Below are 19,144 nucleotides of genomic sequence, written 5' to 3' on the forward strand. Positions count from 1 at the left end.
TGGATAGATATGAGAAAAACTAAAATACTTTTAATATCATTATCATTAATTCTGATTTCCTTTGGATGCAGTGATTTTTTAGACGAGAAGTCTGACCTGAAATTGGCGACTCCAGACAGATTGGAGGACAACCAGATGCTTCTGAACAATTATGGTTTCCTCAATGTGGAGTTTGCTTCAAGTGGAGAAACGAGTTCGGATGACTACTATCTTACAGATGCTGATTATGATGGCTTAAGCTTCGAAGAATCCAAACGTCTTTACACCTGGATGCCGGATATTGTAGCCCCTCCCATTGAATCAGGAAACGATTGGTCTACCTGCTATAGAAGTATCTATATCTGCAATGCCGTTTTGTTCAATATGCAGGATAAGAATTTTACAGGTGAGCAGGCAGACAATATCAGAGGACAGGCGTTGGCACTTCGTGCTTTCCGATATCTGGATGCCGCTCAGATATGGTGTAAGGCTTACAATCCTCAGACTGCTGGAACAGATTTAGGGCTTCCACTAAGACTTGACCCTGATATGAATATTCCATCGGTACGTTCAACAGTCAAGCAGACCTATGACCAGATCATCAGTGACCTGCAAACTGCAATACCACTGCTATTACCAAAACAGATTTCAGGGATGCGCATATCAAGAGCGGCTGCTTATGGTTTGTTGGCTCGCACTTATCTTTTTATGGGAGATTATACCAACGCGCTACATAATACTCAGCAGGCACTCAGTATCAATAATGACCTGATGGATTTTAATACGCTGAATCCCAATGATGATTATCCCATTGAGGAAATGAATAAGGAAGTCCTTTTGTGGACAGCTATAGCCTACGAATCTCACTTAATGCCAGCTAAGATTCCAGACAATATTTATCAGATGTATGATAATGATGACTTACGCAAAACCGTGTTTTTTAATAAGAATGCAGATAATGAAGTTTTATTCAAAGGGTATTACAACAATGTCAATGGGCCGATAGTGAGCGTGGCAACTGATGAACTGTATTTGATGGCTGCCGAATGCAATGCAAGACTGAACAAGATTCAGGAAGGTATGGGTTATCTCAATAACCTGCTTGTCAAAAGATGGAAAACAGGAACTTTTGTTCCGATAACAGTCGGCTCACAAATAGATGCTCTGAATATTATTTTAAAGGAAAGAAGAAAAGAGCTTTTGATTCGTGGACTAAGATGGTCTGATTTAAAAAGATACAATCGTGACGGGGCAAATATTACATTGACAAGAACGGTTAATGGGCAAAGCTACACTTTACCTCCCAATGATCTGCGATATGCCATTGCTATTCCTGAAGATATTATTTCGCTTACGGGGATGCCACAAAATCCAAGATAAAATAATAGGGTTGACAAATTATTGTCAACCCTACTTTTTAATACTGATTGAAAGGACTATTATTGTCTTCTTTCACTTGGATGAATAGCAAGGACCTGCGCATTGGTCATTCCTCCAATCACGTCAACCAAGTCTTGCCCTTCAGGAACTGCAATTGTACAAGGTTTGTTTCCTGTTGTAAGACAAGATGAACCTGCTCCTTCTGCCCAGTTGGCTACATTAGCGAATGCACCTGCAGAAGTACTGGTACTATTGTAATAGAACTGTTTGTCGGCTGCTTTTTTTTCTACGATTTTAAACGACATAAGAGCACCTGTAAACATAATGGCAGCTATCGCTACTGCGTTGATTTTCAAAAATTGATTAATTTTCATTGTTATGGTCTTTTTATACATCAAAAAAGATTACCTTAAAAACTTTAGAAACCTGTCTGAGAAGTACGAAGAGTAGGTTGAAAAATTAATTATACCCATAGATTAACAAATCTTGTCGTACCAAAATATCCCATTCTACATATTCCCAAACAAATTTTTGTTGATAAATTCATTTTAAAAATCTTGATTGTTAAACAGCTTTCAGCTGTCTAATTTTAAGGTTAAACATTAATAACAAATTCCAATCATAAACATCCGTAAACAATTACGGTAACATACTCACTCAGCAGGCCTGCTGTATCTTAGATTTAAACCTAAAGCAATAACAGAAAGAATAACACAGCCTATATTAAAATACAGATGCTGATGCCAGCTCATTTTCTCCAAAATTCCTCCACAGGAACAAGGAAGATTATCGCTTGTACTTATTATTAAAGCTATATATCCTGTGAAGACGAGCATCAAAATAAGACTACCAATCAGTCCTATATTTCTTGTTTTTCGATAGCATAATAATCCTGCAATGAAAAACTCAGCAATGATTATGGTGTAGGGAAGGAACTGCGAAAACCTATTCAACAAAGGAGATTCTGAAATCCGAGTTTGAAATTCATCAAAATCCATTAGTTTACCCATTGCTGCATAACAAAACAGCAGTATAAAAAAGTAGCTGATGAATTCTATTATTCCTGTTTTAAAAGTTTTCATAATATTAGTTTTTATCCTTTTCTAACTAAAATCCATTTTACGTTTTTCCCGCAGTAGGTGGGCATTACTTCGCCTTTTGAAACGTAAACTACAGTGCTTATTCTTCCTTCAATCTCCCATTCTCCACTTTCGGTACATTTCTTTCCGGTGCTTAAGATCACTTTCTGATTTTCCATTTTTTGAAACTGTTCAGTTTAGTAGAGGTCATATTTATCAGATCGTATCCTGCACTATCCTCCAGTGCTGCTTATCTTTTTTAGGCTCATCGTCATCACCCGTCTTAAAATTATTGGAGCCATTTGTTTCTGAGGATCCGTCTGCATTCTTTGAAGATTCTTTATTGTTTGGAATTTCAATGCTTTGTTGTTTCTGTTCTGTTATTTCAGAGACAGAATCGGTTCTTTCACAAGACTGCATTAAGAATGCAGCTGTTAGACTTAAAAGTGAGATATACTTTTTCATTTTTTTTATAATGGTTTTAAAAGTTATCCCGGCCGGTTGTTGATATTGATTAGAATTCTGATGTCGAAATTAGGAGGGTTAGGGAATTAAAAAAAACTATTGTTGCATCAATTGATACATTCAATGTAATTATTGATCAATTCTACCAACAAAAAAAATGATTGTAATGTATTGAAAATCAGTTTTTTTGTTATCATTTGAAATATTGAACGGGCTCTTAATTGCGAGTTTTTCATTAAATTTGCAAATATCTTATCATAATGTATTATTGTAGTAGAATTTTACCAATGTTGTTTACTTTGTTTGTGCTTATGACACAAGGTCAAGAGATACAGCAACAATCTTACAAGGAGATCTCCCGATTGATAGATTCATACTCAGAGAATGACGAAAGAGCAATGGTTTTTGTAAAAATGTACATTGACAAAGCAAAAAATGACCATAACCTTAAAAAACAGATCCGAGGTTACGAAGAAGCTATCTACTACAGCAAAGAAACCGGCAGGAAATTATCTTACGCTGACAGTGCCATTACCTCTGCATCAAAATTAAACGACCAGGATCAGATCGCAAGAGCCTACGCAGGAAAAGGAATTATTTATTACTATAATCTAAGACAATATAAAAAAGCTTTAAAAGAATATTTAATAGCATTCAAATATTCAAAAAATTCAAAAGATGGTTACCTTAAGAATAAGATCATCTATCATTTGGGAATGATCAAAAGCTATTTGGGATACTATAAATATGCAGCCGTACATTTTGAAGAGACAGCTGATTTTTTTGAAAAAAATGCCAAAGAGAGTTTAGATAGGAACATCAGGTTCAATAATGAATCAGGTTATTATAACAGTATTTATCGCTTAAGCACTTGTTATAGAAATCTAAAATTATATAATAAGGAAGACTCCCTCATAAATATTGGGCTAGAAAAACTTCATAACAACAGCGAGCAAGTGATTGAGTTTGGGTACTTCCAGAAAGGAAGGGGAGTGCAGTTACTTAGAAAGGGAAGAGCAGATGAAGCATTGAAGCACTTTAAAGTGTCTCAAGATATTCTAAGCAGTAATCAGGATTACGCTTCATTGACGAGCGTCTATTTTTATATAGGGAAACTATATAGATCAAAGGGAAACAGAGCTGAATCGTTAAAATATTTTAATAAAGTTGATTCGCTGGTCAATAAATTTTGGTTTATTACCCCTGAGATCAGATCAACTTATCTGTATCTGATTGATGATGCTAAAAAAAATAGGAATTCTGAACGGAAGATGTACTACTCTGAAAAGTTGTTAAAGGCCGACTCCATTATTAATGCTGACTTTGTGATGCTCACGGACAAAATTTATAGCGAGTATGATACAGACAATTTAATAGAAGAGAAGAAGCAGATGATCAGAGGTCATCAAGTTATTTTATATTCTTTCATTGGTGCGGGACTGGTAATATTGTTTTTTTTAATTTGGAGGTTCAGGAAAAGAGAAAAAGAATTGAATGCCAGGTATCAGGAAGTGCTTGAAAAATTAAATAGCTCAAAAGAAACCATTAGTTTCGACGTCATACCACCCGCTTCATCTGATGAAGACAATTTAGACTTATACAGTTCAGAAATTATCGAAGACATCAAAACAAATCTAAAGATTTTTGAAGACGAAAAACAATTTCTTCAGCCGAATTTAACACTTGAAATTGTTGGCAAAATGATTGGAAGCAACCGCACCCATTTATCATATGTACTCAATGTACACTTTGATGTAACATTTCCAACATATCTTAAAGCTTTAAGAATCAGATATATCACCAATTTGCTTGTAGAGGATACTAAATATCTTAGTTATAAAATTGAAACACTCGCCAAAATATGCGGGATGGCGAACAGGCAGATCTTCTCAGCACACTTTCTTGAGATCAACAGTATCAGGCCTAGAGATTTTATCAGAATGAGACAGGAAGAATTAAAGAAGACCTGACTTTTTTATTTTTTAGCCCGATTTTTACGTTAACAATAAATTGAAAAACGTATGAACGGACAAAATTTTAAAAAAAAAGTTGATCAACTTTGGAAAGATCTTTCAACAGCAGTAGATCAAATCAACAGAAGTGAGAATGATATTGTGATTCGCACAGAAGAAATTCTGATGGAAACAGACGCTTCTATAAGACAATTGAAAGACCTATTGCGCCAATATCAGTTTCCGGACTGGAGTAATGAAATATATTTCTTTAAAAACACCAAACCACAGTTCGTAGCAGTATATATCTACTATTCCAAAGTTTTAGCCATTGAAGCCTCAAAACCCTACGCAGATTCGCAAGCGTTAAGATCGTATTATGAAAACGAGAGATCCAATCTTTTATATTTCTATAATGAGCAAAGGGACTTCATCAGTTATTATCGTCGTAAATCGACATATCTTGACAAAAAATATTTCGTTCGGCTCAAATTTGATTTTAAGTTGAAGCTCAGTCCGGAACTGTACAGTTATGATGAGGAATTTTCCACATCTCACGACCATATTGTATCCCAAATTATAGCAAATGATCTTTTAGAACAATATTTAACAAATAAAATTGATTCAAAAGAGAGTAGAGAAAACTCTATTAACCATATTAAGAATCTGGAATGGACGGCTCCGAAAGTTGCCCTTATTGAGTTGTTGTATGCAGTTCATCAAACGAAGTGCTTTAATGGAGGTCATTCAGATCTTGCGGAAATATTCCGCTGGGCAGAAAATTCACTAAATATTGGTCTAGGGAATTATCACAAAACATTCAGTGAAATACGGTTAAGAAAAACGGATAGAACAAAATTTTTGTCATTGCTTCAGCATAATTTTAATCAGTATTTGGATGACTTAGACCTGTAGGAGAACTAGTTTCTACACAAAATTCTCCAATTTCAAATAGGATCATATTCTATTTTTACCAGTAATAACATATAACACCTTAAGCTGTTTTAATATCGACGGTCTGTCGCTTCAGAGCTATTATCGTTTATAATTCTAACGATTGACCTATGAAAATAGTGTTTTACAGGAATTGTAATTGTAAATCTTTCGGTAGTATCGATGAGCTACCGAAAGATCTTCTTTGCGATTTACTAATAAAGCAGCTTTATACACAACATTACCAACGAGATTGCTATTAAGACTGTAGTTAAAAGTTTTTCAAGCTAATTTGAATTCGATCAAGATAATTCTTAAAAATGTTGTGAAAACTATAGTCTTAATGGCAAGAAATAAAAAATTTATATAAATATTGAATGATAATCTAATAAAAGTGTTGCTTATCGCAATGCATTGTATGTTTTTTTCACAATTTCAAAAAAAAACAGTTTAATCACCATTAACCATTGATCTAAAACTCCATACTCAAAGGATGTATAAGAGAATCTTTCGGTAGTACCGAGAAACTACCGAAAGATATTAAGCGTGATTTTGAAATTTTGTCAAACAAAATAATTGACAAATGGCAATATCTATTATCACCAAGGAGGATCTTCAGCAATTTAAAATTGAATTGCTGGAAGCTATCAAAGAACTATTACAAGGTAATACTACAGAACAAAAATTGTGGCTTCGCACCTCTGAGGTCAAGAAGATGCTTAATATCTCTTCAGGCACATTACAAAACCTAAGAATTAATGGTACACTATCTTATAGTAAAATTGGAGGGACGTTGTATTACAATTACAAGGATATTGAGAAACTATTGAAAGATTTCAAACATTAATTGATAGTCAACAGTTATGAAGCAATCTAAAAATATCATCAGTTTCTTTGGCTCTTTTATTCAGGACAGCCGGATGTATCCTTCACATATCAGCTTATATGTTTCGCTTTTCCAATTGTGGAGTTCGAACAAATTTCAAAATCCCTTTCGTATCTGTCGCGAAGAATTAATGAAGCTAAGTAAAATTAAATCTTTTGCGACCTACCATAAATGTATTAATGAGATACATAATGCCGGATTTATTAATTATTCGCCGAGCTACAATTCTTACGAAGGAAGCTCGATTGAAATTATTGATTTTGAAACTGTAGATAAGAACAAAAATGAAATAAGCTTGGAAGAAAAAAACCTACAAGAGGAAAAAATTAATTTTTCAATACCGATGCTTTATGAGATTGAAATGTATTTCAATGAACGGGATGTAGTATCTGAAGAAGCGTACCAATTTTATTCATTGTATCAATCTAAGGATTGGAGATTGACAAATAGTAATCCAATGAAATGCTGGAAATCAGCTGCAAGAAATTGGATTTCTAAAATCAAAAACATTAATCAAAACCAGAATCTATGAAAGTGATTAATCTTAAAACCCCAATCTGCGATTTGACTGTTGGAGAATTCTTAGAAATATTAAAGAATGTGGTAGCAGAACAGAAATACGAATACGGGCTAAAAGGGTTAGCTAAAATTCTTGGATGCTCAATTTCAAAAGCTTCTGAAATAAAATCTTCGGGAATTTTGGATAAGGCGATTATTCAAAAGGGCAATATAATCATCATTGATAAGGAAAAGGCTTTGAAGCTTTTTGCGCAGAAGTAAGAGATGTATTACCTAGAATTAATACAACGGTTTTGGGACTTTAATCGGATTGCCAAAATAAGTCCTACTGAGATTGCTGTGTATTTGTATCTGCTTAAAATTGGTTATGAAAAGGACCGCTATGATTTTAAAACCTCTGATGTAGAATTAGCAAAAGAGTTGGGCTTGACCAGAGTTACCATCAAATCTTCAAAAGAGAAGCTCAAAAATAGAGGATTAATACAATTTCAGACCAGCAATGGGCTTCCTTGTTACTACCGTTTGCTATTAGACTATTCTTTTCAGACTGAACCGGAAACAAAAGAAGAAAAAAAAGGCACTGACACTGAAAATCTCCTAGAAGCGGCATCTTTAGAAATTTCTCCGATAATTGAAGACGTAGCCAATGAAAGTAGCATAATCCCTTCTTTGCAGGAATTTATGAGTTATGCAAAGGCATTGGAAAGCTACGAATCTCAATTGGATTTTTCCATTGAAAAAAAATATAAAAGCTGGGTAGATAAAGGATGGAAAAATGCATTTAATCGTCCAATCAGTAATTGGAAAGCAACACTAAAAAGTGCACTGCCTTATATGAATAATTCAAATGTAGACAATCCAATTTCACTAAAAGACATTCCAAATATAAAGCACCCCTAACTCAGAATTAATAATCATTAAATCAAATTTCAAAAAGTAATGAGTAAAAAAGAAGTTACAATATCCGATTTAAAACCTGGACAAAAGGTTTGTATCAATGGTATGCTTGCAGAATATAAAGGCATCCAAAAAGTGCGAATTTTCAATTTGGGTAAAGCTGACAAAAGAGTTTTTAAAGGAGAAGAAGTTAATATTTTTAAATATTACAGCTTAGCTGATGGCTCGAAAACGCTTAAAAGTGAAAAAATTAAATTGATTTAGTCCTGCCAGTCAATTTGAAATATAGTTAGATTAAATCATAAAATATCTTAAACAATAGAATGGCTAATCCAGATAAGGATTTTCGATTAATCCGTAACAAATTTGAAATCAAGAATGAAATCGTTCAGGAAAGAATACGGGTTGGAAATCGTTTTGTTGATGATTTTATTTTCGATGATAACGAAGCTGCGGATATTCCAATTAATGCGTTACGTGTTATTTTCAATATTATTTCAATTATCAGCAATGAACAGTTTCGTCCGGAAGACCGACCTAAGCAACTATCGCTTTTTGATGAAGAGTTTGAAACGGATAACAATATTTTTGCTTCCATTAGAATAAGAAACAGTAAAATTTCACCAAGTGGTTCAACACAACAGGTCGTTGATGCATATGAGTTTCTTGCACGATTCAAAATGGGTTGGTATAAATCTTTGAACTCGAAAGGGAAAGAAATTAAAACTTTCGGTGGATTGATTTCTGCACCCAGTTATGACAAACGAGGTTATACTACATTTTTAGTCAGCAGTTATTGGCTTAAGCAGCTGTTAGTCATTCCTGAATACAACTACATTTTATATAATTTGGTTTACAGTGTAAGAAACAATAAGCATATTATTTTTGCCATCTGGCTTTCAAAAATACCTGAAAGTGGAACAGTTCTAAAGTTATCGACATTGAACAAAAAATTTGGACTTAACTATAAAACAGCCAATGATTTCTGTTTTAAGTTTCTAAAACTTGCAAGAATCAGCTTGGATAAATATAATAGTTTGTCTTTCAACTACCAGTACAAAGGGGATTCTATCTTTATATTTCCTTACAAAACCAAAATGAGTTCAGATGTTTTAATGTCCGAAAACTCAAAAAAAACACCTAAAATCACTAAAAGATTAAGCTATTTCCGGAAAAGATTTGGCTTACAGGAAAATGAAATGAATCAATTCTTTCATCAATACAGAAATATTCCCCAAACCCGAATATTAATAGAGAAAGCTTTTACTAGGTTCATTAAAATCTGCAGATTAAAAAAAATACAGTCTGTCACATTTCGGGGGATAGCCTTTTTACAGGAAATTCAGAAGCTTGTTATAGAAATATATCAGGAGAGTAGAACTGGAAAATTAATTCCCAATGGTTATCCGATAATACTGTGAATTCGGAATTGCGCTCATTCTGATTTCGGAATTGCGGTAGCTGAAGTTAAAAAAATCTTAAAATATGAAATTTTCAGTTATTGTTTTCGGAATTGCGCTCATTCCAAAATATTAAATACCACTAAAAGTGATAGCTAATCATAAAATCGTGAAGAACTGCGAGAATTTATAAGCAATTAAAAAAGGCATTTCGGAATTGCACTCATTCCAAAATGTGGGTTTTCTCGGAATTGCGCTCATTTCGATTTCGGAATTGTACTCATTTTAAATTCGGAATTGCACTCATTCGAAAAATACTTGAAATCCTTTGTGGTAAGACGATATAGCGATTTACTAAAAGTATATTAAAAGATGATAAAAGGTTTTTTTTATCTAAAAGGAAAATGAAGATGAAAAATTTGCTTTAAAAAGAAAAAAAATGAATTGCGAAGAAATAAAACAAAAAATAGGAATCAGAACAGTTTTGGAGTCGTTCAACTTATTTCCATCCAAAGAAAACCGAAGAACAGCTTTTTACTTTGCAATTGACAGAGAGGAGAGGACACCAAGTTTATCTGTTGATTTTGTAAAAAATAAGGCATTTGATTTCGGGACCGGCAAAAGTTATGATGTGATTTCAATTGTGCAGCAAATTAATCAATGTTCTGTTTCTGATGCTTTGAAATACTTGGCAAAGTTTGACTTTTTTCTCCGGAATGATATTCAGAAAGTGGAGTCTAATCAAGAAGTGGAATACGAAATCTTAAAAACGAGTGAAATTAGGCACTTTGCATTAGTTCAGTATTTAACATCACGTAGAGTTTATGAGCAAAAGGATTTGGTCAAAGAGGTTCATTACAAAATGAATGGCAAAAAGTATTTTGGAATAGGCTTTTTAAACGACTCTGGTGGTTTTGAAATACGAAACAAATATTCTAAAATCTGTTTGGGTAAGAAAGATGTTACATTGATAAAAACTCAAAACAACTTTGATGAAATTGCAATCTTTGAAGGCTTTTTCGATTACCTGACTTACAGAAATATGGAAAAAGAACAAAGCACAGATTATCTTATTCTCAACTCTACGTCAATGCTTTTTAAAATTGAAAACGAATTGAAGAAGTATGATAAAATCTCATTGTTTTTAGATAATGATTCCAACGGAAAATCTGTCAAAACGAAAATCGAAAATCAATATAAGAATGTGGAAGACTGTTCTTTGATTTACAACGGTTTTGAAGATTTGAATAAATGGTATTGCGAACGAAAATAGAGATTGTTTAATCAAAAAAGAAATATTTTCGATACGGTTTTCCGTAATGCAATTAGAATATTAATGATGACCTTTAAAACTGTTTAACAAAAAAAAATACTTTTATGGAAACAGTTAAGGCTATTAAGCCAGGTCCAAAACCTAAAAAAGAAGATGGAACGCCCGATAGAAGACCTCGGGTAACTCCACCAAACCAACCGAAGCATCCGGATTTGAAGCCGCATACGCACAAACCCGGAGATTCCAAGTAGTAAAAACAAATCCCAACTGAAAAGCTGGGATTTATTTTTTATCAATTATTTCTTAGATTCTTCAACAGAGATTTTTCTAAAGTCTTTAAATAATTTACTCAGTTCCAAAGCAGATTTTCTTGCTCTAGTTCCGGCTGCTTTGTTTCCTTTTTCAACTTGTTGGTTTGCTTCTGTAGTGAACGCCTCAAATTCTGCGTTGATTTTTTCGATAAGTTCTTTCATAAGGTATGTTTATATATTTAATAAGTCCGCAAATATAAATTTTTATTCCTTTCTATAAGCACTTTTAAGCCTATTTGTAAATTTTTATAGAATCATAAATGATTAAACGACTTGAATTTCATTTTAGAAAAATGAGACTGTAAAAAACGGATTTTTTTAATGGATTTTCCTTTGTTTTCCGTTGACAAAAACGTCATTGAACCAATTCATCACTGTGGTTTGTGCTTTTTACTATTGCAAATGTAGGACAGCATCATTCACTCAAAAAAATCTTTTTGGGTTTCTACAAAAATTCTTTCCACTATGCTCCAATAATTTTTCCAGACACTCCTAAATCCTTCGGACAAAAAGATTTCAAGCCCGATTCAACACTGTAATCCACTACGGGAAGTGAATCGGGTTTTGTGTGCCTGATGCTTTCCTATAATCATCGGCAAAGAAAAAGCCGGAACCTCAGTTATACGAATCAATTCAACTCAAGACGTTCTTTGACATCAACGAAAAAACAAATGGAAAAACAACAGAATATACTGTTTTTCAAAACTTAAATATAAAAAAGAGAGCCGAGTGTCCTCGATACCAAATCAAATCACTCAGAATTTAAAATTAAAACAATCAAGAATTATCAACAAAATTTTAACAAAATAAATCGAAACATTATGAGTACAATTATCGGTAGAGTTACCAAAAACGCAGAAATCAGCATTTTAAAAAATGACAAACAAGTAGTTAATTTTTCAGTAGCTATTAATGACAGCTACAAAAATAAACAAGGAGAAAAGGTGGAGCAGACCACTTATTATAATTGCGCATATTGGCAAAGTCCTAATGTCGCAAAATCTTTAACTAAAGGGACTTTGGTAGAACTATCAGGCAGAACGAGTTCAAATGCGTGGATAGGTAAGGATGGAGAGATAAGGTCTGGATTAAACTTCCATACTTCAAACATAAAGTTTCACGGAGGAGGAAAACGAGAAGGTGTACAAAACTTTGTGACAGAAAAAGCACAAGACAAAAAAACATTTGCAGAAGATACAGACGACGATTTACCATTTTAATTACTCAAAATTATGGAAGCACAATTTAATTTTCAGATAAAGCAGAAAAAAGATGAAAGAGAATGGGAGGACATCGAAGTCTATTATGTAACCAATTGCGACAGAATCACAGCAATACGATACGCAAGAAATATTTCCAAAATTTTCAAGTCGGAAATTCGATTGACACAAGGTAAAGAACCTTTTAGAACAAGTGGAACTTATATCTATGAAAACAACTAAAATTAGAAAAATATGGCTAACAGATGCAACAATAAGGTAACATTTAAAGGAAATCAAGCAAGTTTGAATCAAGTATCGGATTTGTTTCGCACAATGATAGATAATGAAAGTAAAGGAAAAATAGGTCAATTACCCGATTTCATTCAAAGCGAGTACGGATATTTTTCTGAAATCTATAAAGACGAAACAGAAGAATGCTCTTTTCATTATGATACAAGATGGAGTCCAAACATTGAGGTGTTGTGGACGATTGCAAATCATTTTGATGTCGAATTCGTGTTAAGCTATGAGGAATCGGGATGTATGCTTTTAGGCAAGACCTTTTATGAAAATGAGATTTTGAAAGATTATTGTTTAAACCAAAGTGACTTTCAAGATTGTAGCTACAATGAGGAAGAAAATAACTATCAGTTTGAGGGCAATATCTATGAGTACAAAGATGAAATAATGAAAATCCTTTTAGGAAGGAAAATAGCTTTCGGACAATCTTAATAATTAATACAAACTACCACTTTCGATAGTGGTAGTTTTTTATAACAAATAAAAAAATGAAAAAATCAATCAAACCAACCGAATATTTATTAATAAAAGCAAAGAGCGAATGGGACGACTGTGATTTTGCAATTATACATATCTCCGAAGAATGGAAAAAAATCCAAAAGAATAGATTGAAAGTTGTGAAAATTGTTGAAAATGATTCCGATTTGAAATGGCTCAACTATGAAGATGTCAATGTTGAGTTTTTCAAATTCTCTAAAGAAAACTACCCTCAAATTGAAGAATGGCTTTCGGAGAAAAATCAATTTTTCGTCGTATTGGAAAAAGATGATTTGAAACAACTTTTACAGCCCGAACACGATTTGCACAACCATCAAATGCAAGTCTTTAGAAGTGGAAATGCCATCTACAACGCATTCGGAAAACACACAAGTGAAGAATTTTTCACAGAACAATTTTCATTGGTGGAACTCATAAAATAAATTAAAGAATCAAAATCACAAATCATAACAATTATGCAGACCAATTTTTTCAGACATATCGCAAAAATGGACTTAACGGGAGATTTGCAAATCACACTTCGTCCGACGACTGAAAATTGCTTTGTTCTTTCCATACTGCTCAACAATGAGCGGTGTGGAGACGAAGCAAGGAAATTAATTCCACCTCTTAATCTTCGTGGAACGGCGGAGGAACTTGATAACGGTTTTTTTGAACAAATAACGACACCATTGCAAACCGCTTCGGGATTGATGGTGGATATGGAGGCTTTTATGAAGCAACTTGAAGAAGTCAAAAAGAAATCGGCAATGGAAAAAGAAAAGAGTGACAAGGATAAAAAGGAAAAAGATGCTAAAGAGAAAAAGTATAAAGAAGCATTGCAAAAAGCCGAAGAACTTGAAAAGGAGGGGAAATATAAAGATGCTTGGACAGCACTTCCAAAAGCTTCTGAGTATCCCGACTTCGCAGAAATCATACGCAGTAAACAAGACGAATACTCAAAACATCTCGCCCCAAATCTTTTTACCGAAGCTAGCGACGAAAATGTGCCAATTGAAACTATCTAACCTAAAAAATTTTAAAAATGTTACTTGCAACACTATTAGAAAGAGTTTTTGTTTTGAAAGACAATGGACACGAAATAAAACTTACAGACCCCGAACCTAAATGGAGTGTAGAAGCTGTGATGAATTTTTACGCCAATACTTACCCAATATTAACCACTGCAAAAGTTTCAGCACCGCAGATTAAAGATGATACTATACAGTACAAATTTGAAAGTGTAATGGGGACTAAGGGATAGATAAATATTGCTACTTGTTAAGAGCAAATTAATTTAAAGCCAGTCCTCCTTTTTCAGCAACCAACAACAAAATAAAAATGAATGCAACAAAGAAAAATTATATCGGGAAAAATAAAGTTGCCCGAAGAAAGACAACAAGAAAAGTTACATCAACAATTGGGCAGGTTCGCTCATTGGCTTCAAAAACCAAAGACCTTGAACGAAATTCGGAAAGACAGACAGAAATCTGTACCAATAACAATGCTTCCAATGGTTTTCTAAGATGTAAGTTTCTTCCTAAACAAGAAGAAGTATCACATTTTCAAGATAGCAAGAAAATACTTAACACAGAAAGGGACTTTTATAAGTCCCTTTCTAAATTTTCCAAACAGTATGGAGTAGAGCCAATGCAAACCAAAGACTTTGGTTTTCCATATAATTTGGCTTTGGCAATATGGGATATTGAAACGAAAATGAAACAGGCTAATGCAGATTGGAATCAATTCAAACTCATACGAACTAACGAAAAGTTTCATTTTGCAAAAGAAGAACAGTTCTGCACTAATACATCACTACATTTTATTCCAGTTGTGCCACTTTTTAAAATGCTTCACGACAAAAATTATAAAAAGAATGCCCAACTTCTACTTTCTGTTTTTAGCTATCTCTATCATATTGCCAACGTTCCGTATTACAGACAACAGGATAGTTATCTCTATTGGATATACGAAATGCACGAAGAGTGGATGGAACAGGAAGAGGAGGAAGCAAGAGAGGATTCACAGAATTATTGGCGAGAATTTAAAATGTCCAAGAATATAGGTGACAAAATTGAAAAAAAATTATTCAATCTAAAAAATTTGGATTTTTTTGAACAGCGTTTGAATTGTTTTAAAATCCAAAATGAATTTGACATCATTTGCCACAAAGTTGCTTTCGAAGCTTTTGCTCTTTATTCAGAATATCCAAATACAACAATTTTCAGAAATAAACCATCATCTGAAGAAAACCCATACGATGACGATTATTCCAATAAAGCTATATCAATGGATATGTACATTTCATTTGTAGCTAATACCAAAGGCTGTTTGTACAATAATATTGAAGATAGCATTAATGCGGAGTTCAATGAATACGGAAGCATTGAAGAGCCAACTATTTACCTACCTATTAATGGAACAGAAATTCCAAAAGCGGATTTTGATTTTGAAAATCGATTATTCACTTTAATGGAAGAATTACATCAAGTGTTAACCTATTAAAAAATTAGAATGAATAATGTAATTGATACCAATAAATATTTAGGAATGCTGTACGAACCAAAATCTGCATTGGTTTTTTACGAGTCCTTATATAAAAATGAAATGTATGTTGAACACTTTGATATGGACAGAAATGGAAATCCAATCAATGCACATCCGTTAACTGTAAACGAAGCAAAAACGTTAGCAAAATCTTTAGTCATTGATAAAGAAATCGAGAAAGCCTTTTTAAAGTCTAAAGGAATCTTAGCCAATAACATTTTGCATATTAACCCAAGCCAAAAAGGTTCAGTGATTTGGTACACCAAAGCACAAGAACGACAAATGTATTTTGTGAAAAATCTGGAAATACCCAGCGGAAAAGCAAAAGTTCCTGCTATGCTTTGGATTGCGGATAAAGAAAACCTTTCTGTTTTTGCATTATCAAACGATAAAAGACCAACAGAAAACACAACATTACATTACGCTCCATTCTTCAATGTTTATAACGATGGTGATGTTTGTATGGGAAATGTCGATATAAAAATTCAAAATTCAACTTCGGTAGAGGAATTTATAGAACAATGGGAGAGCTATTTTTTCAATTCTTATTTCAGCCATTTGGTAGGAGGTCATAATCCTATTGATGGGAACTTAGTAAACCTTTGGAAGAAATTGCTCAAATCAAATGAAGCGTTTCCCAATGAAATATTAAAAAAGAACAACAAAACCCTTAAAAATTTATTGCGATGATTACAACAAAACCAACCGTTCATTTTGTGGACAATTCTTTGCTTAGTCCAACGAATCCGATTTCAGTTAATCTTATCGGTGGTGGGGGAACAGGTTCAAAAGTCTTGACCGCTTTAATGGAAATGAATCACAGTCTTATTGAATTAGGACACGCAGGATTACAAGTTCGTCTTTGGGACGATGATATTATCACAAGTGCCAATATAGGAAGACAACGGTTTGCGGAATGTGAAAGAGGATTGTATAAATCCGTTGCATTAATCAACCGTATCAATCGATGGGCAGGAACCAATTGGAAAGCCGAAACCCAAAAGTTTGAAAAAGATAGTTTCGGCAGATTTTCAGTAGATGCTAAAGCAACGATTACGATGACCTGCGTAGATAATGTACAGGCAAGGTTTGGTGTTGCAGAAATTTTAAAAGAGAAAGATGATTACAAAAGTTTTAGCAATCAACCGAAGTATTGGATTGACTTTGGGAATGGTAAACATACAGGTCAGGTCTTGTTATCTACTGTAGGAAATTTAGGACAACCCAAATCCGAGAAATATGAAACAAGAGGTCATCTTCCATTTATTACTGAGGAATTTGGAGACCTGCTAAAACAATCCGAAACAGAAGATGATACACCAAGTTGCAGTCTCGCGGAAGCATTGGCAAAGCAAGATTTATTTATCAATTCAACTTTGGCTCAAATGGGATGTTCGCTTTTGTGGAATTTGTTCTGTGATGGATTAACTGAGAACAGAGGTTTTTTTCTTAATCTAAAGAACTTCCATTCTCAAGCGATTAAATTGTAGATTTTGCTGTCCGATGAAAGTCGGGCGGCAAAAATGCAATTCCTCCCTTGGGGTCGGAAACGCATTTTTGCAAAATAAGAAGCAACCCCATTTCAAAAACATCTCCGTGCGTGAACTTTGGATGTTTTTGAAAAAAAGTTGCGGAGTATTTTATTTTTTTGAATTATTAAAATCAAGTAGATTCAAAAAATCTTGTTCAGTCATCTTAGTTCCAAACAACTTTTAAATCTTTAAATTCTAAGTTTGTTTTAGTTTTCTCAAACGTATTTCTCTCTGGCTGTGAGGTAGTTTTGAATTTAAATATTTTGATAAATAAGGGTTCACCTTGTATATCTTTAAATGAAAAATTTAGTTTCAAAGGAACATTTTTGGCCAATTCAGGAAAGGTTTTGCTGGATTTATACAAGTCAATTTTGTGTTCATTACCTTCAATATCTACAATACTAATATCTTCGATTGTCATTTTTTTATTCTCATCCTTGGACTCAATAATGAAACTTATTTCAATGTTTTTCCCAGCTCTATTACCTGTAACTTTTGTGATTCTATAAGAAGAATTTTCTGTTTCTGTTTCGAGAATTGGCTTATTGATGTCAAGCACTTTTTTTAGATAATCGTTTTCAGAAGTCAAAACTTTATTGGTTGATTGCAAAGCTTCGTTTTCTTTTTTTATAGCTTCACAGTTTGTTTGGCCAAATCCTGATATTGCAATTGAAAGTACTGATAAAGTAATTAGTTTTTTCATAAACCCTCTTTAATAATGTGTTTGTTTGATATTCAAATATACGATTATTGATTTCTATTTCCTGTTTTACAATTGAAAAAAGGTTCTAATTCTTATGCTTTTTTTCTGACTACATAGGTTGTTTTCAGTTTGCAAAAATATAAATCCTGTTTCTGCTCAAAAAAATCTTTTTGGGTTTCTAAAAAAATCTTTCCACTTCGCTTCAATAATTTGTTCAGACACTCCTAAATCCTTCGGACAAAAAGATTTCGAAGCCTTCATTTCATTCTTCCATTTCGGTTTTGACTGAAACTGGATTTCTATCGTCAAAAAGCAATGAAAAACAACTCAATAGTCAGAAAAAATTAAAGCACAGCAATCTGTGACTTTTCCAAAAAATAAAACAAAATACAAACATTTTTAAAATTTCAATTATGAAAAATCCAAACATTTCAGCCAATGATTTTTATGACAATTTTATGGGAACAGAATCTTATTACTCCTATATAGGAAAACTGTTATTAACAGATGGTGTCATAACTATAGCTCGGGAAGAATCTTGTTTCTGGTTTCTTGACTGCATCGCATCCTACCAATTTTCAGAAAAATTTCAAAAAGAAGAATTCCAAGTCTGGAAAATCGAAAGAATTGAAGAGAATAGATTCAACCTTTCTGCGACTGACGGAAATGATAATGTTCTGGCTACACAAGATATTGAGTTTTCTGATTTCTTCTTTAATGAGTTTACAATCTGGAAAGAAGATAATGTTTTACTCCTACCAAGTGAACATTAATCACAAAGAACCTCACGATGTACAGGCAATCGTATTTTTTTAACTTAAAAATTATTACAATGGGAACATATTCAATAATATATCTGAAAAAACCAGAAAATGCTAAAGAGATTAATGAACTTCTTAAAGAAAAATACAACCTAAAATATGAAACTTACAATGGAATAGAGTATGGTCTATTCTTTTCGCAAGAGATGTTTGATGAAGATTTACGATATATGAATGAAGAAAAGGAGGGATTTTCTAATTTACCACATTTTAAACGCCCTATTTCCAAAGAAACTTACTATTCTCTTATTTTCGGAGCAGGAAATTGTTTTGGAGATATAGGAACTGTCTGCATTAAAATCTCAAGTATTTCCGAAAAAGACATAGATACTATTAGGTCTCTTCAGGAATTTTCAAAAACTCCGGAATTTAAAAAGTTGATTAATTTCAGAAAATCTAAAAATCTTCAAAGATTATTGCAGACTAAAATTTAGTTAGTGATTATAAAGCCAATTGGAAGTATTTTCCAATTGGCTTTTTTTATAAAA

At 33.1% G+C, this 19,144-nt stretch carries 27 protein-coding genes; 21 read left to right on the forward strand and 6 right to left on the reverse strand.

What is annotated here, in order from left to right; all coding sequences use genetic code 11:
* The first annotated feature begins 9 nt into the window (after positions 1 to 9).
* Positions 10 to 1,359, forward strand: coding sequence for a RagB/SusD family nutrient uptake outer membrane protein (locus EG339_RS11965; protein ID WP_123870283.1), 1,350 nt, complete (start codon positions 10 to 12; stop codon positions 1,357 to 1,359).
* 59 nt (positions 1,360 to 1,418) lie between these two features.
* Here the strand turns inward: EG339_RS11965 and EG339_RS11970 are convergent, their stop codons facing one another.
* The 4 genes from EG339_RS11970 to EG339_RS11980 all read right to left on the reverse strand — a co-directional run bounded on the left by EG339_RS11970 (position 1,419) and on the right by EG339_RS11980 (position 2,903).
* Positions 1,419 to 1,733 carry a hypothetical protein gene (locus tag EG339_RS11970; RefSeq protein WP_123870284.1) on the reverse strand — a complete coding sequence of 105 codons (315 nt, stop codon included), beginning with the start codon at positions 1,731 to 1,733 and terminating at the stop codon, positions 1,419 to 1,421.
* A 279-nt stretch (positions 1,734 to 2,012) separates the two neighbouring features.
* A complete protein-coding gene (locus EG339_RS11975) occupies positions 2,013 to 2,441 on the reverse strand; it encodes a MauE/DoxX family redox-associated membrane protein (protein WP_123870285.1) in 429 nt (142 codons plus the stop codon).
* Positions 2,442 to 2,452: 11 nt separating this feature from the next.
* A complete protein-coding gene (locus EG339_RS24265; protein ID WP_164466435.1) occupies positions 2,453 to 2,617 on the reverse strand; it encodes a hypothetical protein in 165 nt (54 codons plus the stop codon).
* Between the two features lie 37 nt (positions 2,618 to 2,654).
* Positions 2,655 to 2,903, reverse strand: coding sequence for a hypothetical protein (locus tag EG339_RS11980; protein ID WP_123870286.1), 249 nt, complete (start codon positions 2,901 to 2,903; stop codon positions 2,655 to 2,657).
* A 311-nt stretch (positions 2,904 to 3,214) separates the two neighbouring features.
* On the opposite strand from EG339_RS11980, the gene EG339_RS11985 reads away from it, so the two are divergent.
* The 9 genes from EG339_RS11985 (at position 3,215) to EG339_RS12025 (ending at position 10,763) form a co-directional block, all read left to right on the forward strand.
* The gene (locus tag EG339_RS11985) at positions 3,215 to 4,873 is read left to right on the forward strand and encodes a helix-turn-helix transcriptional regulator (RefSeq protein ID WP_123870287.1); all 1,659 of its coding nucleotides are present in this window, start codon (positions 3,215 to 3,217) and stop codon (positions 4,871 to 4,873) included.
* 51 nt (positions 4,874 to 4,924) lie between these two features.
* Complete coding sequence (locus EG339_RS11990; protein ID WP_123870288.1) at positions 4,925 to 5,770, forward strand: RteC domain-containing protein; 846 nt, start codon at positions 4,925 to 4,927, stop codon at positions 5,768 to 5,770.
* 601 nt (positions 5,771 to 6,371) lie between these two features.
* A complete protein-coding gene (locus EG339_RS11995; protein ID WP_123870289.1) occupies positions 6,372 to 6,635 on the forward strand; it encodes a helix-turn-helix domain-containing protein in 264 nt (87 codons plus the stop codon).
* A 16-nt stretch (positions 6,636 to 6,651) separates the two neighbouring features.
* Positions 6,652 to 7,206 carry a hypothetical protein gene (locus EG339_RS12000; protein ID WP_123870290.1) on the forward strand — a complete coding sequence of 185 codons (555 nt, stop codon included), beginning with the start codon at positions 6,652 to 6,654 and terminating at the stop codon, positions 7,204 to 7,206.
* On the forward strand, positions 7,203 to 7,454 hold the full coding sequence (locus tag EG339_RS12005) for a DUF3853 family protein (RefSeq protein ID WP_123870291.1): 252 nt from the start codon (positions 7,203 to 7,205) through the stop codon (positions 7,452 to 7,454). Before EG339_RS12000 ends, EG339_RS12005 begins: the two co-directional genes overlap by 4 nt.
* A 3-nt stretch (positions 7,455 to 7,457) precedes the next feature.
* Positions 7,458 to 8,093 carry a helix-turn-helix domain-containing protein gene (locus tag EG339_RS12010; protein WP_123870292.1) on the forward strand — a complete coding sequence of 212 codons (636 nt, stop codon included), beginning with the start codon at positions 7,458 to 7,460 and terminating at the stop codon, positions 8,091 to 8,093.
* 39 nt (positions 8,094 to 8,132) lie between these two features.
* Positions 8,133 to 8,354 carry a hypothetical protein gene (locus EG339_RS12015; protein WP_123870293.1) on the forward strand — a complete coding sequence of 74 codons (222 nt, stop codon included), beginning with the start codon at positions 8,133 to 8,135 and terminating at the stop codon, positions 8,352 to 8,354.
* Positions 8,355 to 8,413: 59 nt separating this feature from the next.
* A complete protein-coding gene (locus EG339_RS12020) occupies positions 8,414 to 9,511 on the forward strand; it encodes a hypothetical protein (RefSeq protein ID WP_123870294.1) in 1,098 nt (365 codons plus the stop codon).
* A 418-nt stretch (positions 9,512 to 9,929) separates the two neighbouring features.
* Positions 9,930 to 10,763 (forward strand): toprim domain-containing protein, encoded by an 834-nt coding sequence (locus EG339_RS12025; protein WP_123870295.1) that lies wholly within the window; start codon positions 9,930 to 9,932, stop codon positions 10,761 to 10,763.
* Positions 10,764 to 11,059: 296 nt separating this feature from the next.
* On the opposite strand, the gene EG339_RS12030 is transcribed toward EG339_RS12025, so the two are convergent.
* A complete protein-coding gene (locus EG339_RS12030) occupies positions 11,060 to 11,236 on the reverse strand; it encodes a histone H1 (protein ID WP_002981164.1) in 177 nt (58 codons plus the stop codon).
* A 659-nt stretch (positions 11,237 to 11,895) separates the two neighbouring features.
* Here EG339_RS12030 and EG339_RS12035 point away from each other — a divergent pair.
* The 9 genes from EG339_RS12035 to EG339_RS12075 all read left to right on the forward strand — a co-directional run bounded on the left by EG339_RS12035 (position 11,896) and on the right by EG339_RS12075 (position 17,090).
* Complete coding sequence (locus EG339_RS12035; protein WP_123870296.1) at positions 11,896 to 12,294, forward strand: single-stranded DNA-binding protein; 399 nt, start codon at positions 11,896 to 11,898, stop codon at positions 12,292 to 12,294.
* A 12-nt stretch (positions 12,295 to 12,306) separates the two neighbouring features.
* On the forward strand, positions 12,307 to 12,516 hold the full coding sequence (locus EG339_RS12040; protein WP_123870297.1) for an addiction module toxin RelE: 210 nt from the start codon (positions 12,307 to 12,309) through the stop codon (positions 12,514 to 12,516).
* Positions 12,517 to 12,528: 12 nt separating this feature from the next.
* The gene (locus tag EG339_RS12045; protein WP_123870298.1) at positions 12,529 to 13,008 is read left to right on the forward strand and encodes a DUF1281 family ferredoxin-like fold protein; all 480 of its coding nucleotides are present in this window, start codon (positions 12,529 to 12,531) and stop codon (positions 13,006 to 13,008) included.
* A 56-nt stretch (positions 13,009 to 13,064) separates the two neighbouring features.
* Positions 13,065 to 13,496 carry a hypothetical protein gene (locus tag EG339_RS12050; RefSeq protein ID WP_123870299.1) on the forward strand — a complete coding sequence of 144 codons (432 nt, stop codon included), beginning with the start codon at positions 13,065 to 13,067 and terminating at the stop codon, positions 13,494 to 13,496.
* Positions 13,497 to 13,529: 33 nt separating this feature from the next.
* The gene (locus tag EG339_RS12055; protein WP_123870300.1) at positions 13,530 to 14,081 is read left to right on the forward strand and encodes a PRTRC system protein E; all 552 of its coding nucleotides are present in this window, start codon (positions 13,530 to 13,532) and stop codon (positions 14,079 to 14,081) included.
* Positions 14,082 to 14,098: 17 nt separating this feature from the next.
* Positions 14,099 to 14,317, forward strand: coding sequence for a PRTRC system protein C (locus tag EG339_RS12060; RefSeq protein WP_076506291.1), 219 nt, complete (start codon positions 14,099 to 14,101; stop codon positions 14,315 to 14,317).
* A 77-nt stretch (positions 14,318 to 14,394) separates the two neighbouring features.
* Positions 14,395 to 15,558, forward strand: a complete 1,164-nt coding sequence (locus tag EG339_RS12065) for a hypothetical protein (RefSeq protein WP_123870301.1) — start codon at positions 14,395 to 14,397, stop codon at positions 15,556 to 15,558.
* A gap of 9 nt (positions 15,559 to 15,567) precedes the next feature.
* The gene (locus tag EG339_RS12070) at positions 15,568 to 16,290 is read left to right on the forward strand and encodes a PRTRC system protein B (protein ID WP_123870302.1); all 723 of its coding nucleotides are present in this window, start codon (positions 15,568 to 15,570) and stop codon (positions 16,288 to 16,290) included.
* The gene (locus EG339_RS12075; protein WP_123870303.1) at positions 16,287 to 17,090 is read left to right on the forward strand and encodes a PRTRC system ThiF family protein; all 804 of its coding nucleotides are present in this window, start codon (positions 16,287 to 16,289) and stop codon (positions 17,088 to 17,090) included. Before EG339_RS12070 ends, EG339_RS12075 begins: the two co-directional genes overlap by 4 nt.
* A 205-nt stretch (positions 17,091 to 17,295) precedes the next feature.
* Here the strand turns inward: EG339_RS12075 and EG339_RS12080 are convergent, their stop codons facing one another.
* Entirely contained in the window at positions 17,296 to 17,835 is a 540-nt protein-coding gene (locus EG339_RS12080) for a transposase (RefSeq protein WP_123870304.1), read from the reverse strand.
* Positions 17,836 to 18,248: 413 nt separating this feature from the next.
* Here EG339_RS12080 and EG339_RS12085 point away from each other — a divergent pair, with 413 nt between their 5' ends.
* Together EG339_RS12085 and EG339_RS12090 are read left to right on the forward strand one after the other, a co-directional pair.
* Positions 18,249 to 18,608, forward strand: a complete 360-nt coding sequence (locus tag EG339_RS12085; protein WP_123870305.1) for a DUF6876 family protein — start codon at positions 18,249 to 18,251, stop codon at positions 18,606 to 18,608.
* A gap of 59 nt (positions 18,609 to 18,667) precedes the next feature.
* Entirely contained in the window at positions 18,668 to 19,090 is a 423-nt protein-coding gene (locus tag EG339_RS12090; RefSeq protein WP_228459746.1) for a hypothetical protein, read from the forward strand.
* Positions 19,091 to 19,144: the final 54 nt, after the last annotated feature.

Origin of the sequence: Chryseobacterium bernardetii, from assembly GCF_003815975.1 — a bacterium.
GTDB classification, from domain to species: Bacteria; Bacteroidota; Bacteroidia; order Flavobacteriales; family Weeksellaceae; genus Chryseobacterium; species Chryseobacterium bernardetii.

Coding starts and splice junctions, on each gene's coding strand:
- EG339_RS12015 (WP_123870293.1), top strand. CDS start 8,133: ATGAGTAAAAAAGAAGTTACAATATCCGATTTAAAACCTGGACAAAAG.
- EG339_RS11965 (WP_123870283.1), top strand. CDS start 10: ATGAGAAAAACTAAAATACTTTTAATATCATTATCATTAATTCTGATT.
- EG339_RS12070 (WP_123870302.1), top strand. CDS start 15,568: ATGAATAATGTAATTGATACCAATAAATATTTAGGAATGCTGTACGAA.
- EG339_RS11995 (WP_123870289.1), top strand. CDS start 6,372: ATGGCAATATCTATTATCACCAAGGAGGATCTTCAGCAATTTAAAATT.
- EG339_RS12065 (WP_123870301.1), top strand. CDS start 14,395: ATGAATGCAACAAAGAAAAATTATATCGGGAAAAATAAAGTTGCCCGA.
- EG339_RS11980 (WP_123870286.1), bottom strand. CDS start 2,903: ATGAAAAAGTATATCTCACTTTTAAGTCTAACAGCTGCATTCTTAATG.
- EG339_RS12000 (WP_123870290.1), top strand. CDS start 6,652: ATGAAGCAATCTAAAAATATCATCAGTTTCTTTGGCTCTTTTATTCAG.
- EG339_RS12010 (WP_123870292.1), top strand. CDS start 7,458: ATGTATTACCTAGAATTAATACAACGGTTTTGGGACTTTAATCGGATT.
- EG339_RS12080 (WP_123870304.1), bottom strand. CDS start 17,835: ATGAAAAAACTAATTACTTTATCAGTACTTTCAATTGCAATATCAGGA.
- EG339_RS12085 (WP_123870305.1), top strand. CDS start 18,249: ATGAAAAATCCAAACATTTCAGCCAATGATTTTTATGACAATTTTATG.
- EG339_RS11985 (WP_123870287.1), top strand. CDS start 3,215: ATGACACAAGGTCAAGAGATACAGCAACAATCTTACAAGGAGATCTCC.
- EG339_RS12090 (WP_228459746.1), top strand. CDS start 18,668: ATGGGAACATATTCAATAATATATCTGAAAAAACCAGAAAATGCTAAA.
- EG339_RS12020 (WP_123870294.1), top strand. CDS start 8,414: ATGGCTAATCCAGATAAGGATTTTCGATTAATCCGTAACAAATTTGAA.
- EG339_RS12025 (WP_123870295.1), top strand. CDS start 9,930: ATGAATTGCGAAGAAATAAAACAAAAAATAGGAATCAGAACAGTTTTG.
- EG339_RS12035 (WP_123870296.1), top strand. CDS start 11,896: ATGAGTACAATTATCGGTAGAGTTACCAAAAACGCAGAAATCAGCATT.
- EG339_RS11990 (WP_123870288.1), top strand. CDS start 4,925: ATGAACGGACAAAATTTTAAAAAAAAAGTTGATCAACTTTGGAAAGAT.
- EG339_RS12060 (WP_076506291.1), top strand. CDS start 14,099: ATGTTACTTGCAACACTATTAGAAAGAGTTTTTGTTTTGAAAGACAAT.
- EG339_RS12030 (WP_002981164.1), bottom strand. CDS start 11,236: ATGAAAGAACTTATCGAAAAAATCAACGCAGAATTTGAGGCGTTCACT.
- EG339_RS12005 (WP_123870291.1), top strand. CDS start 7,203: ATGAAAGTGATTAATCTTAAAACCCCAATCTGCGATTTGACTGTTGGA.
- EG339_RS12040 (WP_123870297.1), top strand. CDS start 12,307: ATGGAAGCACAATTTAATTTTCAGATAAAGCAGAAAAAAGATGAAAGA.
- EG339_RS12055 (WP_123870300.1), top strand. CDS start 13,530: ATGCAGACCAATTTTTTCAGACATATCGCAAAAATGGACTTAACGGGA.
- EG339_RS11975 (WP_123870285.1), bottom strand. CDS start 2,441: ATGAAAACTTTTAAAACAGGAATAATAGAATTCATCAGCTACTTTTTT.
- EG339_RS11970 (WP_123870284.1), bottom strand. CDS start 1,733: ATGAAAATTAATCAATTTTTGAAAATCAACGCAGTAGCGATAGCTGCC.
- EG339_RS12075 (WP_123870303.1), top strand. CDS start 16,287: ATGATTACAACAAAACCAACCGTTCATTTTGTGGACAATTCTTTGCTT.
- EG339_RS24265 (WP_164466435.1), bottom strand. CDS start 2,617: ATGGAAAATCAGAAAGTGATCTTAAGCACCGGAAAGAAATGTACCGAA.
- EG339_RS12045 (WP_123870298.1), top strand. CDS start 12,529: ATGGCTAACAGATGCAACAATAAGGTAACATTTAAAGGAAATCAAGCA.
- EG339_RS12050 (WP_123870299.1), top strand. CDS start 13,065: ATGAAAAAATCAATCAAACCAACCGAATATTTATTAATAAAAGCAAAG.